This is a genomic window from Siccirubricoccus sp. G192 (genome assembly GCF_019084075.1).
Taxonomy (GTDB): Bacteria; Pseudomonadota; Alphaproteobacteria; order Acetobacterales; family Acetobacteraceae; genus G192.
The window spans coordinates 3733499-3749729 of sequence record NZ_JAHREN010000001.1 but is presented as its reverse complement, the minus strand read 5'-3'; the positions used below and the strand labels follow the sequence as shown (position 1 = coordinate 3749729).

Annotated in this window: 15 protein-coding genes and 1 pseudogene; 10 read left to right on the top strand and 6 right to left on the bottom strand. The window is 69.1% G+C overall.

Annotated features, from left to right (window positions below; genetic code table 11):
- Positions 1-59: 59 nt before the first annotated feature.
- From KSF81_RS18055 to KSF81_RS18040, 4 genes are all read right to left on the bottom strand, one after another.
- Positions 60-458, bottom strand: a complete 399-nt coding sequence (locus KSF81_RS18055) for a Zn-ribbon domain-containing OB-fold protein (protein WP_254453600.1) — start codon at positions 456-458, stop codon at positions 60-62.
- Between the two features lie 5 nt (positions 459-463).
- Positions 464-1636: a thiolase domain-containing protein gene (locus tag KSF81_RS18050; protein ID WP_217380148.1), complete on the bottom strand. Its 1173-nt coding sequence runs from the start codon at positions 1634-1636 to the stop codon at positions 464-466.
- 98 nt (positions 1637-1734) lie between these two features.
- Positions 1735-2634, bottom strand: a complete 900-nt coding sequence (locus tag KSF81_RS18045; protein WP_217380147.1) for a PhzF family phenazine biosynthesis protein — start codon at positions 2632-2634, stop codon at positions 1735-1737.
- 95 nt (positions 2635-2729) lie between these two features.
- Positions 2730-3500, bottom strand: a complete 771-nt coding sequence (locus KSF81_RS18040; RefSeq protein WP_217380146.1) for an SDR family oxidoreductase — start codon at positions 3498-3500, stop codon at positions 2730-2732.
- 125 nt (positions 3501-3625) lie between these two features.
- Between KSF81_RS18040 and KSF81_RS18035 the strand changes: the two genes are divergently transcribed.
- Genes KSF81_RS18035 through KSF81_RS18025 form a run of 3 tightly spaced genes read left to right on the top strand, consistent with a single transcriptional unit; the run spans position 3626 to position 6565 of the window.
- A complete protein-coding gene (locus KSF81_RS18035; protein ID WP_217380145.1) occupies positions 3626-4630 on the top strand; it encodes an SDR family NAD(P)-dependent oxidoreductase in 1005 nt (334 codons plus the stop codon).
- Complete coding sequence (locus KSF81_RS18030; protein WP_217380144.1) at positions 4627-5055, top strand: PaaI family thioesterase; 429 nt, start codon at positions 4627-4629, stop codon at positions 5053-5055. The genes KSF81_RS18035 and KSF81_RS18030 overlap by 4 nt, the downstream gene beginning before the upstream one ends.
- A gap of 4 nt (positions 5056-5059) precedes the next feature.
- On the top strand, positions 5060-6565 hold the full coding sequence (locus KSF81_RS18025) for a class I adenylate-forming enzyme family protein (RefSeq protein WP_217380143.1): 1506 nt from the start codon (positions 5060-5062) through the stop codon (positions 6563-6565).
- Here the strand turns inward: KSF81_RS18025 and KSF81_RS18020 are convergent.
- Both KSF81_RS18020 and KSF81_RS18015 read right to left on the bottom strand, forming a co-directional pair.
- Positions 6562-7131 (bottom strand): GNAT family N-acetyltransferase, encoded by a 570-nt coding sequence (locus KSF81_RS18020; protein WP_217380142.1) that lies wholly within the window; start codon positions 7129-7131, stop codon positions 6562-6564. The genes KSF81_RS18025 and KSF81_RS18020 overlap by 4 nt on opposite strands.
- A gap of 56 nt (positions 7132-7187) precedes the next feature.
- Positions 7188-8528, bottom strand: coding sequence for an NAD(P)H-dependent oxidoreductase (locus tag KSF81_RS18015; protein ID WP_217380141.1), 1341 nt, complete (start codon positions 8526-8528; stop codon positions 7188-7190).
- Positions 8529-8652: 124 nt separating this feature from the next.
- On the opposite strand from KSF81_RS18015, the gene ltnD reads away from it, so the two are divergent.
- From ltnD to KSF81_RS17980, 7 genes and pseudogenes are all read left to right on the top strand, one after another.
- Entirely contained in the window at positions 8653-9549 is an 897-nt protein-coding gene (gene ltnD, locus KSF81_RS18010) for an L-threonate dehydrogenase (protein WP_217380140.1), read from the top strand.
- A 45-nt stretch (positions 9550-9594) separates the two neighbouring features.
- Positions 9595-9804 carry a hypothetical protein gene (locus KSF81_RS18005; protein WP_217380139.1) on the top strand — a complete coding sequence of 70 codons (210 nt, stop codon included), beginning with the start codon at positions 9595-9597 and terminating at the stop codon, positions 9802-9804.
- Between the two features lie 222 nt (positions 9805-10026).
- Entirely contained in the window at positions 10027-12636 is a 2610-nt protein-coding gene (locus KSF81_RS18000) for a carbohydrate-binding domain-containing protein (RefSeq protein ID WP_217380138.1), read from the top strand.
- Between the two features lie 185 nt (positions 12637-12821).
- Positions 12822-13328, top strand: coding sequence for a hypothetical protein (locus KSF81_RS17995; protein ID WP_217380137.1), 507 nt, complete (start codon positions 12822-12824; stop codon positions 13326-13328).
- 112 nt (positions 13329-13440) lie between these two features.
- The gene (locus KSF81_RS17990) at positions 13441-14274 is read left to right on the top strand and encodes a flagellin (protein ID WP_217380136.1); all 834 of its coding nucleotides are present in this window, start codon (positions 13441-13443) and stop codon (positions 14272-14274) included.
- Between the two features lie 143 nt (positions 14275-14417).
- Positions 14418-14762: a flagellar biosynthesis regulator FlaF gene (locus KSF81_RS17985; RefSeq protein ID WP_217380135.1), complete on the top strand. Its 345-nt coding sequence runs from the start codon at positions 14418-14420 to the stop codon at positions 14760-14762.
- 15 nt (positions 14763-14777) lie between these two features.
- Positions 14778-16061, top strand: a pseudogene (locus KSF81_RS17980) (methyltransferase domain-containing protein); the annotation flags it as partial.
- Positions 16062-16231: the final 170 nt, after the last annotated feature.

Genomic DNA, 16231 nt, shown 5'->3' with positions numbered 1-16231 from the left:
GATTGTGGCGGAGGTGGCGCGCCGCATCACCCTTTGGATGCGGCGCGCCCTTTTCGGTGTCAGGCCGGGGTGAACATGGTTGCCGGCGGGCTGTCGCCCTGGGTCGGCTTGAACACCACCTTTACCTTCTGGCCGATGCGCAGCGCATCGAGGTCGCAATCGACGATGTTCGTGAAGACCCGCACGCCCTCATCGAGTTCGACATAGGCAACCGCATAGGGTTCCTTCGTGCGCATCACAGTATAGGTGTAGATCGTGCCGGTGCCCTTCGCCTCGACGAGTTCCACATTGTTGGAAAGCGTGAAGGGCGAACAGCCGCGCGGATACCAGAAATGCCGGCCGGTATCCTTGCAGAGCCCGATCAACAGCCTTCCCTCACGGGCAGCGTCGAAATAGGGCTTGTTGGTCGGATCGACCTGGATCACCGGCAAGGCCCGGTTGGAGGACATCGTTGCCATGGCGATTACTCCCGCTCCAGGATGACGGTTGCGCTGCCGTGCCGCGTGCCGAGCAGCCCGCCCGTGCCATGCGCCAGCGCGAGCGTGCAACCCGGCACCTGCACCTTCGGATGCGCTTCGCCACGCAACTGCCGCACTGCCTCGATCACCTTGGTCATGCCGCCGCGATTGGCTGGATGGTTGTTGCAGAGCCCACCGCCATCGGTGTTGAAGGGCAGCTTACCGACGCCCGAGATCAGGTTGCCGTCGGAGACGAACTTGCCGCCTTGGCCCTTCTCGCAGAAGCCCAGATCCTCAAGCTGCATCAGCACCGTGATGGTGAAGCTGTCATAGATGCTGGCATATTGGATGTCGGCAGGCTTTACCCCGGCTTCCTCAAAGGCACGCGGCCCCGAGAAGCGCGCGCCGGAATAGGTGAGGTCGGTATAGCCGGCATTCTGGTTCTTGGTCGCCTCGCCGGCGCCCTTCACCTTCACCAATGGCCGCTTCAGGCTGCGGGCGATCTCAGGCGTGGTGATGATCAGCGCGCCGCCGCCATCCGAGATCACGCAGCAATCCAGCCGGTGCAACGGGTCGGAGACCATGGGGCTGTTCACCACATCCTCGACCGTCACGACCTTGCGCAGCATCGCATGCTCGTTCCACTGCGCGTGGTGCGAGGCGGCGACCTTGATCCAGGCAAGCTGCTCGCTGGTGGTGCCGAATTCATGCATGTGCCGCATGGCGCATAGTGCATAGGCATTGGCGACGGTGCGGCCATAGGGGATCTCGAAGGGATCATCCGGGACATTCACGCCCCAGCTCCGCGGCGCCGTGCCCGTTGCCATCGCCTCGGCCCGCGGCCGCCCGGCCAGCGTCACCAGCGCGATGCTGCACTTGCCGAGCGCGATCGCCTCCGCCGCATGGCCCACATGCAGCACATAGGAGGAGCCGCCGACATCCGTGCTGTCGAGGTGCTTCAGCTTCGTCAGGCCAAGATAGTCCGCCATGTTCAACGGGCCAAGGCCAGGCGCCGCGCCGGTGCAGAAATACCCGTCGATGTCGTCCTTCTGCAGCCCGGCATCCTGCAGCGCGCCATAGGCGACCTCCGCATGGAGCTGCGCCACCGACTTGTCATCGGCCTTGCGCGTCGGATGCTCGAAGGCGCCGACGATATAGGCTTTTCCGTTGATGCTCATGGGCGCCTCGGCCCTCCCTTCTCAGTCATCAATTCCTCGCTTGCGGAACGCGGCGCAGGGTTCCCTCTCCCTGCCTCCGCGTCAAGCGGGGCGGGCCGTTACAGCATCGCCTCGCCCCTGAGCACGGGCACGCAGCCGCCGCCGACCGTCGCGCGGATCCCGTCGGACACGCGCCGTGCCGTGGCGTGGAGCAGGCTGGGCCGGCCCATCTCCACGCCCTGCAGGATGTCGAAGCGCGCCTCCGCATGACCCGAGAGCGACAGCAGCAGCGCCGCGAGGGGTGTCGCGGCGCTGCCGGTTGCCGGGTCCTCGAAGGTGCCGGAGAGCGGCGAGAACATGCGGGCACGGAGCTGCGCCCCGTCGCCGTCCCGTGCATAGAGATAAAGCGGAAGCCGACCGGGGCCCGGCGCCGGGAAGTCGGCGGCCGCCCGCCGGAACTGTGCAAGATCGGGGACTGCACGGGAAAGCGCCTCGGGCGCGACCTCCGCCACGACGAAGGAATTGCCGACCGAGGCCAGGACCGGCCGGTGCGCAGCCACGATGACGGCGTCGCGGTCCAGCCCGACGCAAGCCGCCAGTGCTTCCGCGGGCATCTCCGGCCCGAGCGACAGCGGCTGCGGCGCCGCGATGGTGGCTCCTGCCGGCGCGGCGCCCGCAGGGTCGCGCTCCACCCGCACCTCGACCAGCCCCGCGATCTCCTCGAACAGCAACACGCCGTCGCGGTCGCGGCCCTGCTGGGCCAAGACCCATCCGGTGCCGACATTCGGGTGCCCCGCGAAGGGCATCTCCGCCCTGCGGTTGAAGATGCGCACCCGCGCCGTATGGGCGGGATCCTCGGGTGGAAGGACGAAGGTGGTCTCGCTCAGGTTGAATTCGGCGGCGAGGGCCTGCATCTCGGCCTCCGACAAGCCGCGCGCATCCGGGAAGACGGCGAGCGGGTTGCCGCCGAAGCGGCGGCCGGTGAAGACGTCGACGGTGACGAAGGGATAGGTTCGCATCGCGCTTCCATCCGGTTGGAATCTCGGGGCCGCTGTCCGGGGGTGTGCCCGCTTCGGAATGAAGCAAAGCTCTTCCGGCCGCGAGTGACCGCAGCCTAGACCACGCTGGTCAGCCCGCCATCCACATAGAGCAGATGCCCATTGACATAGCTGGATGCCTCCGAGGCCAGGAAGATTGCCGCCCCCACCAGTTCCGGCAACTCGCCCCAGCGGCCGGCAGGGGTGCGGTTGCAGAGCCAGTCGTTGAAGGCGGGGTCGGCGCGGAGCGGCGCCGTCAACTCGGTGGAGAAATAGCCGGGCGCGATGCCATTGGCCTGGATGCCGTGCCGCGCCCAATCGGCGCACATCGCCTTGGTCAGCATCATCAGCGCGCCCTTGGTGGCGGTATAGGGGCCGGTGGTCGGCCGCCCCAGCATGCTCATCACCGAGCAGGTATTGATGATCTTGCCGCGGCCGCGCGGGATCATTCGCCGCGCCACCGAGCGGGCGCAGTAGAAGGCGCTGTCGAGATTGGTGGACATGACGGTGCGCCAGGTCTCGTCCGGCATCTGGTCCAGCTGGCCGCGCAGATTGACCCCGGCATTGTTGAACAGGATGTCGATCGGCCCCTGCTCGGCCTCGATTTGCGCCACCGCTGCCTCGACCGCCGCCGGGTCGGTCACGTCGAATGCGGCGGTGACGGCGGTGATCCCATCTTCCGCCAGCAGGGCCGCGGCCGCCGCCAGCCTGGCCGGGTCCCGCCCGTTCAGCACCACCGCCGCGCCGGCCTGCGCCACGCCGCGGGCGAGCGCCAGGCCGATCCCCTGGCTGGAGCCGGTGACCAGCGCGCGCCGTCCCTCCAGGCTGAAAAGCTTGAGCGACATCATCCCATCCCCTGCCACCGGCCGGAGGGTCGCAGGCTGCGGCGGCATGGACAAGCCGGGGTTTGACCCGCCACCAGGGCTGCCCCAATCTGGGTTTCCTGCGCCGGCAATAAGAAGGATGTTCCGCTATGCGTGCCCTCGTGCTCCGCCAGCATGGCGATCTCGACCAGTTGCGGCTGGAGACGGACTACCCGACGCCATCGGCCACCGAAGGGCATGTGGTCATCCGCGTCCGTGCCTCCTCCTTCAACTACCACGATGTCTTCACCGTGAAGGGCATGCCCGGCATCAAGGTGCCGATGCCCGTCGTCATCGGCCTCGACATGGCCGGCGAGATCGACCAGATCGGCCCCGGCGTCACCGGCTGGTCGAAGGGCGACCGCGTCCTGGTCAACCCCATCAATCCGAAAAAGGGGTTGATGGGCGAGATGCTGGATGGCGGCATGGCGGAATACTGCCTGGTCGCCGCCGACCAATTGATCCGCATGCCGGATGGCGTGAGCTTCGAGCAGGCGGCCTCGCTGCCGGTGGCTTATGGCACCGCGCACCGCATGATCGTGACGCACAAGACTATCAAGGCGGGCGACAAGGTGCTGGTGCTCGGCGCCTCGGGCGGCGTCGGCACCGGCTGCGTGCTGCTGGCGAAGCAGCTTGGCGCCCATGTGGTCGCCTGCGCCGGCTCCGAGGAGAAGTGCCAGCGCATGCTGGAGATCGGCGCCGACGAGGCGATCGACTACACCAAGGTCGATTTCTCCAAATGGGCGCAGGAACGCTTCGGCAAGCCGCAGCGCCGGTCCTATGAGGGCGGCGTCGATGTCGTGGTGAATTTCACGGGCGGCGATACCTGGGGGCCGACGCTCCGCTGCGTGAAGCGCGGCGGCAAGATCCTGGTCTGCGGCGCCACCGCCGGCTTCGATCCGAAGGAGGACCTCCGCTACATCTGGACCTTCGAGCTGCAGGTCATCGGCTCCAACAGCTTCTACAACGAGGATTTCCACGCCCTGCTCGGGATGATCCAGAAGCAGGAGATGGCGCCGCTGATCGACACCGTGCTGCCGCTGGACCGCGCACCGGAAGGTTTGGCGCTGATCCGCGACCGCAAGGTCATCGGCAAGGTGGTGATCACTCCATGAGCGACGCGAAGCCCGCACCGCTCACCGTCGAGCAATTGCAGGAACGCCTGCTGCGCGCACCCTTCCACCGCTGGCTCGGCCTCCAGGCCCTGGCGGTGGGGCAGGGCACGGTGGATATCCGCGCCACCTGGCGCGAGGAATGGATCGTCAACCCGGATCGCCGCTACACCCATGGCGGCATCCTCGCCGCGCTGGTGGATCTCGCCGCCGACTGGGCGCTGGGCGCCGCGCTCGGCCGCGGCCTGCCCACCATCGACATGCGGGTGGACTACCACCGCGTAGCGCTGCCGGGCGACCTGCTCTGCAAGGGGCGGATCGTGCGCCAGGGCAGCCAGTTCTCCGTGGCCGAGGCCGAGATCCTGGACGGCGACGGCAAGCTCTGCGCCTCCGGGCGTGGGGTCTATCTGACCGCAGCGCCGAAATAGGCAAATGGGCTTCGCCTTCCGCAATCTCGGCGCGCTGATCGACCGCGGCGCCGACCCGGCGAAACCGGCGCTGATCGATCTCTCCGGCAGCGCCACCCGGGTCGTCAGCTATGGCGAGCTCGGTGCGCTCTGCGATGCGGTGGCGCGCGGGTTGCTGAAACGCGGACTCACGCGCGGCGACCGTGTCGGAATTCTCGCGGCCAATTCCACGGAATTCCTGGCCACGCTTTATGGAGCGCAGCGGGCCGGGCTGGTGGCGGTGCCGGTGAATTGGCGCTTCCCGCCGCAGACTGTGGAGTATGTGCTGCACAACAGCGGCGCGCGGCTGGTGCTCTGCGATGAGGCCCGCCGCGGTGCCGTGCCGGCGGACCTGCCGGCCATCACCTTCGGCAGCGCCGAGTGGCAGGCGCTGCCCGACCCCGGCCCCTTCACCGCGATCACGCCGGAGGAGGCGGAGCCCGCGCTGTTCCTCTATACCTCCGGCTCCACCGGCCGGCCCAAGGGCGTGGTGTTGTCACACCAGTCGCATCTCTGGGTGGTGGAGCAGCGGCTTGCGGGGGCGGATATCAGCCAGGAGCGCGCGCTGGTCGCGGCACCGCTCTACCACATGAACGGGTTGGCTCTGGCGCAGCTTGCCTCCGCGGCGCATATCACCATCATCCTGCTGCCGCAATTCGAGGCGCGCGCCTATCTTCGCGCCATCGGCGAGCACCGCGCCACCTGGATCACCGGCGTGCCGCCGATGATGGCGATGCTGCTGCAGGAACGCGATCTGCTGGCGGCGACGGATACCAGCTCGGTCCGGCATGTCCGTTGCGGTTCCGCGCCGGTCTCCCCGGCATTGCTGGCGGCGATCCAGGCAGCCTTTCCGCAGGCGCGCTTCGTCAATGGCTATGGCACGACCGAGGCCGGCCCCGTGGTCTTCGGCCCGCATCCGCGCGGCCTTCCGACGCCGCCGCTTTCGGTGGGCTGCGCGCATCCGGCGGTGCAGCTGCGCCTCCGCGCCGCGGATGGCAGCCTGGGCGCGGAAGGCGTGCTGGAACAAAAATGCCCGGCCCAGATGAACGGCTACTGGAACCGCCCGGACCTCAAGCCGCCGCTGACCGAGGACGGGTTCTACATCACCGGCGATGTCTTCCGCCGCGATGCGGAGGGCTTCCACTACGTCATCGGCCGGGTGGACGACATGTTCATCTCGGGCGGCGAGAACATCTTCCCGAGCGAGGTGGAGAAGGTGCTGGAGACGCATCCGGCCGTCGAGCAATCCGCGGTGCTGCCGGTGCCGGATGCGATCAAGGGCACCAAGCCCGTCGCATTCGTGGTGCTGCGCGCCGGCATCGCTGCTGATGAAGCGGCTTTGCGCGCGCATGTGCTGGCCAATGCACCGGCCTATATGCATCCACGCCGCGTCTGGTTCCTGGATGCCCTGCCGCTGATGGGCACCAACAAGATCGACAAATCGATCCTGGCGGCCTGGGCGCGGGAACGGATGGGCGACGGCGAGGGCTAGCCCCGCCGCAGGTCCAGCGCCATCAACTCCTCGTCCAACCAGCGGTCGGGCCCGAGGCGCAGCGCCCGGCGCTCGATGCCATAGGTCTCGAACCCCGCCGCGGCATAGAGGCGGTGGGCCGCGGCATTCCCCTCCACGACGGTGAGGCGCAGCACCTCCAGCCGCGCCACCTCCCGCGCATGCAGGATCACCCGCTGCAACAGGGCCTGCGCCACGCCATGCCGCCTCGCTGCCGGCCGCACATACATGCCCCAGAGCGAGCCCTTGTGGCGCGTCTTGGCCGGCCGTTCCGCGAAGAACCCCGCCATTCCGCAGAGCGCGGGCACCGTCCCGGTGCCGAGGCCAGGCGCGGCCGCGCCGTCCAGGAAGGCGCCGAAGATCGCATCCGGCGGGCCTTCCGGAACCTGCGCGGCGAATTGCGCGGCACTCATCCGCTCGGCCTCCTCGAAGGAGGCGCCGAAAGCCTCCGGGTGCAGCCGCAGCGCCTCCAGCCGCAGGTCGCGCAAGGCTGCCGCCTCCCGCCGCAGCAGGGGGCGGATCAGCAGCGGGGCGGCCTGTTGCGGCATGGGACCTCCGGCGTGGCGTGATTTGGATTTAACCGGGGCGGCCGGCCCGGCGCCGTTCAGGCAGCCCCGCCCGCCTCCATCTCGCGCCGCACCCGCACCGCCTCCGACGCCGGATCGAAGGCGACATCCGCCCAGCCCAGCGTCTCGCCCTGCCGCACCGCCTGCTTGAGCGCGAAGCCATGCGCCAGGCCGATCGGCAGCGCACCGAGCGCCAGCGAGCGGGCCGCGGGCACGCAGCGGCCCCAGACCATGGCGCCGCCCTCGCCATCCAGCACCTCGCCGGAGGCAAGGTCGCGCTTGGCGGTCGCCACCACATCGCCGCGCCAGGCTTCGGCGGCGCCGGTCGGCTCGCGACGCAGCGCGGCGGAGGCGACCGAGACGGCGAGTTCCAGCCCGATCAGGTGATAGGGCCGCCACAACGCGGCATACCGGCCGGAAGGGTCGCTATGCACGCCGTATTCGGAGAAGCAGCGGCGGATATAGTCGGTCTCGCCCTCGAAGACCGCATAGACGCCCCAGCGCAGGTCGCCCACCACCTGCCGCCCGTCGCGCTCGAGCGAGGAGACCACCTCCACTTGGCCGCGCGCCTCCAGGATGCCGCCAGCCTCGCGCGGCCGCAGCACCAGGGGCAGGTCCTGCGTGCCGCAGGGCGGGAAATGCAGCCCGTCCGGCGGCGGCGCCAAGCCGGTGGCATTGGCGATGGCCGCCATCTCGATACCGGATTTGGTGCCGTCCAGGAAGGAGTTGAACATCTGCGGGTTCATGCCGCCCTGGCGCGCCGCCTCCGGCGTCAGGCCGTAGAAGCCCCAGACGGTCTCCGGCGTGCTGGCGTGGAAATGCGGCAGGTATTTCGTGCCCTTGCCGGCGGCGACCACCGGAAAGCCCATGGTGCGGATGGTGTCCACCAACTCGCAGACCAGGGCCGGCTGGTCGCCATAGGCCATGGAATAGACCACCCCGGCAGCGCGGGCACGGGCGGCGAGCAGCGGCCCGGCCAGCACATCCGCCTCCACATTCACCATGACGACATGCTTGCCATGCCCGATGGCGGCGAGCGCATGGCGGATGCCGGGGGCGGGAAGGCCGGTGCATTCCACGATCACCTCGATGCGCGGCTCGGCCAGCAGCGCCATGGCGTCCTCGACTAGATGCGTGCCACCGGAGGCGAGCGCGGCATCGAAGGAGGCGGCGGCATGTTGCGCTTCCGGCCAGCCGACGCGGGCCAGCGCCTGGCGGGCGCGGGGAATCGAGAGGTCGGCGATGCCCGCCACCTGAATCCCCGGTGTCCGCGCCGCCATGGCGAGGAACATGGAGCCGAGTTTCCCGGCGCCGATCACGCCCACGGTGATCGGCCGCCCCTCGGCGGCGCGGGCGCGCAGCATGCGGTGCAGGTTCATTCGGGCTCCTTCCCTCCGGTGGCGCCGCTGTAGCGCAACCGGCGCAGCGCGGCCATGCCGGCTTGACGCCGCCGCGCCCGGGCAGAAGCCTTGGAGCAGCTATGGTGCAAGGAGGAGGGACAGCATGCGCGTCGGCGTCATCGGACTGGGCAGCATGGGCATGGGCGCTGCGCTCAACCTGCTGCAGGCACCAGGGATGGAGGTCGTGGGCGTGGACCCGCGGGAGGCGGCGCGGGCGGAATTCACCGCCGCTGGCGGCACTGCCATCCCGCGCGCCGCGGAGATGGCCGAGGGCACTGAAGCCGTGCTGGTGCTGGTGGTGAATGCCGCCCAGGCGGAAGCCGCGCTGTTCGGCGCCGAGGGCTGCGCGCCGCGCCTCGCCGCCGGCGCCGTCATCATCACCTCCGCCACCATGGCGCCGGAGGATGCCCGAAGGCTGGCGGCGCAGGCGGAGGCGAGGGGCCTGCCCTACCTGGATGCGCCGGTCTCCGGTGGGGCCGCCGGCGCGCGGGCCGGGACGATGACGGTCATGGCCTCCGGCCCAGCCACCGCCATGGCGAAGGCGCAGCCGATTCTGGAGGCGATCGCGAAGAAGGTCTGGCTGCTGGGCGAGGCGCCCGGCCTCGGCAGCACCATGAAGGTGGTGCACCAGTTGCTGGCCGGCGTGCATATCGCGGCGGCGGCGGAGGCCATGGCGCTCGGCATCCGGGCCGGGGTGGAGGCGCGGACGCTCTACGAGATCGTCACCAGTGCGGCCGGCAATTCCTGGATGTTCGAGAACCGCATGCCGCATGTGCTGGAGGGCGATGAGACGCCGCGCTCGGCGGTGGATATCTTCGTGAAGGATCTCGGGCTGGTCGGCGACCTGGCTCGAGCGGTGTCCTTCCCGACGCCGCTGGCGGCGCAGGCGCATCAGCTATTCGTGGCGGCGCGGGCGCAGGGGCATGGCGGCAAGGACGACGCCTTCGTGATCCGTGCCTATCAGGCCCTGAGCGGTATCCGCCTGCCTGGCGAGGGCTGACAAGCCGTCGCCGGCGCAACCCGGGGCTTGGGATTCGGGCTTGCATTGATGTTCTTGATTTGTTCATATCTCGCCATGGAGACGCACCGCACCGCCACCGGCTTTCTCACCATCCCGCCGCCTCCCCGGGCCAAGCGAAGGCCACGCGAGCTCACGGGCTGGGACGCCCTGCGGGAAGCCAGTCTGGCTGGCATGCTGGCGCTGGCCGCAGCCTGGACCCTTGCGGAACTGGTGGTGGCGGTGACCACCCCTTAGCGGTCTGAATTCCATAAGCCATTGAATTGTAATCGGAAGCAGCAGGGCCGGCCCGAAAAGGGCCGGCCCTTTCTGCATCCAGTGCGGGAATATCACGTAATATGATGTAATCTAGGGTTGTTCACGAAAGCGCGAGTAGGCATTAAGACGATATGCGATCACGAGCTCGTGATCGTTGCCGCCTACCCCGCCTTTCCGAGGCAGCAACCCGCGAGGTTTCCAATGGACGTGAACATTCTGCTCCGCGGCCAGTCCAACGCCCTGCTCTTTGCGGACCGCGGCGGATTGGACGCGCTGGAGCAAAAGCTGGAAGCCGCGACGGGAGCCGATATCCACATCCTGTCCGAGTACGGGACCGACACCAGCACGATCTACAGCGGCACGGCTTTCCTCGACTGGGATACCGACGGCGAGCAGGCCGGGCTTCTCACCTACCTGTCGCATCAATCGGCCGATATCCGCGACAACCCGACCGTGACGCTCTGGCTGCACAACGAGTACGAGCAGAAGGGCAGCGGCACCAAGGACCAGTGGCTGCGGGAAGTCCGTGCCGATGCCGAACTCGTCCGTGACGTGCTGCATCAGGGGGCCGAAACCACTCCCTACCTGTTCACGCCGGTCCCCTACAATTACGGCCAGAACTGGTCCTGGTACGATGGGATGCTGACGCTCTCCGCGGACGGCTCCTTCAATGCCTCGATGAGCAATGCCTTCGATGGCGCGGCCATGGATGGTGACGGCTACCAGAACAGCAGCCATATGGGTGACGGTGACGTGCGGATGGTCGCGGCCGCGCTGGCCGAGGACCTGCTGCCGATCCTGGCGCCGCTGATGGGCAGCACGTCCATCCCAGCCCCCACGCCCACGCCCACGCCCACGCCCACGCCGAGCGCGCCGGTCTCGCTGACCGCCGGCAAGGGTGCGGACAGCCTGGTGCTGAAGATCAGCCAGGATGCCTATCAGGGCAGTGCCCAGTACACCGTGACGGTGGATGGCAAGCAGGTCGGCGGCACCTTCACCGCCAGTGCGCTGCATGGCTCCGGCCAGTCCGACACCCTGACCCTGAAGGGCGACTGGGCGGCCGGCGCGCACAAGGTGGCGGTGCAGTTCCTGAATGATGCCTGGGGCGGCAGCGCCGCCACCGACCGCAACCTGCATGTCGACAGCGCCAGCTACAACGGCGCGGCGGTCTCCGGCGCGGCACAGGCGATCGAGACGGATACAAAGGCCGGCAGCTTCAGCTTCACCGAGGCCGCCGCGCCGGCCCCCACGCCCGCCCCGGTGCCGACGCCGGTGCCCACGCCGAGCGCGCCGGTCTCGCTGACCGCCGGCAAGGGTGCGGACAGCCTGGTGCTGAAGATCAGCCAGGATGCCTATCAGGGCAGTGCCCAGTACACCGTGACGGTGGATGGCAAGCAGGTCGGCGGCACCTTCACCGCCAGTGCGCTGCATGGCTTTGGCCAGTCCGACACCCTGACCCTGAAGGGCGACTGGGCGGCCGGCGCGCACAAGGTGGCGGTGCAGTTCCTGAACGATGCCTGGGGCGGCAGCGCCGCCACCGACCGCAACCTGCATGTCGACAGCGCCAGCTACAACGGCGCGGCGGTCTCCGGCGCGGCACAGGCGATTGAGACGGATACAAAGGCCGGCAGCTTCAGCTTCACCGAGGCCGCCGCGCCGGCCCCCACGCCCACCCCGGTGCCCACGCCGACGCCGACGCCGAGCGCGCCGGTCTCGCTGGCCGCCGGCAGCGGCGCGGACAGCCTGGTGCTGAAGATCAGCCAGGATGCCTATCAGGGCAGTGCCCAGTACACCGTGACGGTGGATGGCAAGCAGGTCGGCGGCACCTTCACCGCCAGTGCGCTGCATGGCTTTGGCCAGTCCGACACCCTGACCCTGAAGGGCGACTGGGCGGCCGGCGCGCACAAGGTGGCGGTGCAGTTCCTGAACGATGCCTGGGGCGGCAGCGCCGCCACCGACCGCAACCTGCATGTCGACAGCGCCAGCTACAACGGCGCGGCGGTCTCCGGCGCGGCACAGGCGATCGAGACGGATACAAAGGCCGGCAGCTTCAGCTTCACCGAGGCCGCCGCGCCGGCCCCCACGCCCATCCCGGTGCCCACGCCGACGCCGACGCCGAGCGCGCCAGCCCATGGCGATTACAGCGTCGTCCTGGCTGACGATTTCTCCCAGGGATACAAGTGGGAGAATTGGGGCGCACCCTTCGGCGGCGGCGTCTACTGGAACGGCGCCTGGTCCTGGAACCAGGACGATGTGAATGTCCGCGCCGGCGAGATGCAGGTCACCATGACCCGGCACGAGGATGGCTGGTGGACCGGCGGTGGCTTCAACAGCTTCTCCGCTGGCAAGAGCATCACCTATGGCACGGTGGAATTCGATGCCAAGGTTGAGGAGGCGCAGGGCACGCAGGCCGCCATCCTGATGTGGCCGGCTTCGAATGATGTCTGGCCGCCGGAGATCGACATCCTGGAAACGCCCGGCCATGACGTGATGCACACGCTGCATTGGGCCGGCCCGCAAGGCCAGGACGAGTACGATGCCGTGCGGAACCAGAGCTACGACCCCGCGCAGTGGCACAGCTACAAGATGACCTGGCTGCCGGATTTGCTGAAGATCGAGGTGGATGGCAAGACGGTCGCCGAATGGACCGACCCGGACCTCATCCCCGACATCGCCATGGGTTTCGGCGTCATGGGCTATGTCGGCGCGCCGGGCGACTGGATCGGCGGCGCCCCGGATGCTTCCACCCCGGATGTGGTGACGGTGCACATCGACAACGTGGTGATGTCGCAGTGGAATGGCATCGGCTGAATTGAAGGGCGAGGCGGGGATCTTCGCCATTCGCTAACCCGCCAGGGGCAGACTCCCTGCAAACGCAGGAATCTTGCCCTTGGACCTTGCCCCCGGTCTTGAAACCGCCTCCGGTCTCGAACCGGCCATGACCGGCGCGGAGCAGGAACTGCTCCGCGCCGCGCTCGCCGGGCGCTGCGCCGGCCTTGGAATTCGGCTGTGGCGGCAGCACCGGCCTGATGCTGGAAGCGGGGCTTCCCCGCCTCCTTTCAGCCGATACGGATGCCACCTGGCTTGCCCGCGTGGCCGCCGATCCACGCTGCGGCCCGGCCCGTGCGGAGGGGCGGCTGCGGCTGCTGCATATTGACCTGGGCCCGATTGGTGCCTGGGGCTGGCCCGCCGATTCCAACAGCCTGGCCCATTGGCCAGGCTATTGGCGCGACCCTTGGGAGGCGGCGGGGATGGTCGACCTGGTCCTGGTCGATGGCCGCTTCCGCGTCGCCTGCGCGCTGTATGGTGCAGCCCGGCTGGCCCCGGGGGCGATGCTGCTGGTGCATGATTTCTGGCCGCGGGCCGCCTATCAGGCGCCCCTGCTGCGGCATTTCGACCTCTTGGGCAGCGCCGGCACCCTGGCGCTCCTTGCAGCGCGCCGGCCGCTCGATGCGGCGCTGCTGGCCGCCGATCTCGCCGCGCATGGCTTCGATCCGCGCTGAGGTGGATTTTCCGCGGAATCCCGCTTCGTCTTAACGCCGGTTTCACTTCCGCATCGGAGACTGAGCTCGTGGACCCGGATGACCCGGGGCCCGGGAACGGAGGAAAACCCCGATGCCGTTGAATTCCGTGAACACCAATGCCGGCGCCATGGTGGCGTTGCAGTCGCTGAACCGCACCTCCGACGAGCTGACGGCGACCCAGAAGCGCATCTCCACCGGCTACCGCGTGGCGGATGCCAAGGATGACGGCGCCGCCTTCGCGGTGGCCGAGCGGGTGCGCGGCGAGGTGGCGGCCACCACCTCGGCGAATGAGCAGTTGGGCGGGGCGAAGGGCCTGCTCGACGTCACCCAGGCGAGTCTTGAGAACGTCTCGAAGTCCCTGTCCAAGCTGAAGGAGGTGGCGGTCAAGCTGGCCGATGGCACCATCACCGCGGAACAGCGCACCCAGTACCAGTCGCAGGCGAAGGAACTAACCAACAACATCCAGTCCTTCATCAAGGATGCCACCTATAACGGCACCAATGTCCTGAACGACCCGGCGACGCTCGCCAACAAGGTGGTCCGCAATGGGGCCGGCGACACCTATACCTTCAACGGCTCCAAGGCGGCGACCAACATCTTCAACGCGGTTTCGGGCGCCAATGCCTGGACCCGCGGCGATGCCTCCGCCGCGCTCACCAAGACCGGCGCGCTCGGCAAGGCCATCACCAGCACGCTGACGACGATGAACAACTTCGGCAGCTATTCGAACTATGTCGACAGTCAGATCACCTACAACAAGTCGAAGATCGACGCTCAGGAAGGTGGCCTTGGCGCGCTTGTCGATGCCGACCTGGCGAAGGAATCGGCGAAGCTGCAATCCCTGCAGATCCGCCAGCAACTCGGCACCCAGGCGCTGAGCATCGCCAACCAGGCGCCGCAGACCCTGCTCAGCCTATTCCGCTGAGCCAGGCGGCAGGGACGGCAGGATGCCGCCCCGTGCCCTTGCCCCGACGCCGTTCCGCCGCATCCGCGCGTCGCGCCGCGCCGGCGCGCTCCGTTCAGAGTCGCGCCGCGCCGGCGCGCCCCGTCCAGAAAGGCCAGATGCCCATGATGCTCGAACCCAATCCCGCCGCGCAGGGTGCCGCCGCCTATCGCCGCCGCCTGACGCCGAAGCAGATGGAGGCGGAGGTCTTCGCCCGCGCCACCCGCGCCATCCATGCGGCCGGGGAGGGCGAGCCCCTGACCCGCGCCCGCGCCGTGGCCGACAACCGCCGGCTCTGGGATACGGTGCATGCCAGCGTGCTCGATCCTGCCAATGCGCTGCCGGTGGACCTCCGCGCCCGTATCGCCGGGGTTGCCATGGCGGTGATCCGTGAATGCGAGGCGGAAACCCCTGATCTCGGCTTCGTCGCCGAGATGAACGACCAATCCGCCGCCGGCCTTTGGCGCTGAGAGGGCCGATCCACCATGCAGATGGATACCGGCTTCCCGATGGCTCCCGGATCGCTGCCCCCCGCCGCACCGGCGGATGCCGGGCTGGCCGAACGCCTGCTGGACCGTGCCCGCCTGCTGCTGCAGGGGCGGCGCCCGCTGGAGGCGCTGCCGATGCTCGACCGGCTGGACCGATTGCCCGGTCTTGAGGGCGCCGTCGCCATACTGCGGGCAGAGGCGCTGTTCGGCCTCGCCCGGCTGGAGGAGGCCGCGGCGGCGGCCGATACGGCGATTGCGGAAGGTCCCGGCGACCCGCATCGGCTGCAACTCCGCGCCCGGATACGCTTGGCCCGCGGCGAGCGGCCTGGCGCCATCGATGACGCCGCCGCGGCAGTCATGGCGGTGCCCTCCGATCCCGGCGCCAAGGCGGTGCTCGGCGCCGCCCTGCTGGAGGATCGGCGCTTCGACGAGGCTGTCTATTTCCTGGGCAAGGCATTCCGGGCCGATCCCGCCAACCCCATGAGCCAGGCCAGACTCGGCCAGGCCTTCATGCTGGCCGGACGGCATGAGGCGGCAGCCGAGATCATGGCGCATTGTGAACTCCATGCCCCGGCCATGCCCGGCATCGCCGCGCTGCGGGCGCAGAACGCATTGCTCGCCGGCGATGCGGCCCTTGCCGCAACACTGGCGGGGGCGGCACTGGCGCGTGGCGTGGCGGAGGCGTCGGTGCACAGCACCTTGGCGCATGCGCTGGTGGCGGCGGGCCGGCTGATGGATGCCGCGCCGCATTTCACCGCCGCCGCGCGGCTGGCGCCACAGGATCATTACCTCGCCCATCTCGCTGCCGCCGCTTCCGGGACCGCCTCGGACCGTGCGACCGATGGCTATGTGGCTGCGCTGTTCGACGGCTATGCGCCGAGGTTCGAGGGTGCGCTGCTCTCGCTCGGCTATCGCGTGCCCGGGCTGTTCCGGCGCGCGGTGGAGCGGCTGTTGCCGGCTGTCGCAGCCGGGGAGGCGCGGCTTGGCCCGGTGCTGGACCTGGGCTGCGGAACGGGCTTGGTGGGGGTGGCGCTGTCCGACCTGCTGGGCGATCCGCTGGTCGGGGTGGATCTGTCCCGCGGCATGCTGGAGCAGGCCGCCGCGAAGGGGCTCTATGCCGAGCTGCGCCTGGCCGAGATTGGCGCCGCACTGCGGCAGGACACGGGCGCGCATGCGCTGATCGCCGCCGGGGACGTCTTCTGCTATCTTGGGCGATTGGAGGAGGTGCTGGATCTCTGCCGGCAACGGCTGGCACCGGGCGGGCTGCTGCTGTTCAGCGTGGAGCGGGGGCCGCAGGGCAGCGCCTGGCAGCTCGGCCAATCCGGCCGCTACGCGCATGCCCCGGACTATCTGGAAACCTGCCTCGCCGCGGCCGGCCTGGCCGCGCTGGAATGGCGGGAGGAGGACATCCGCCTGGACGCCGGGGGGGCCGGTGCCGGGCCTGATGGTGG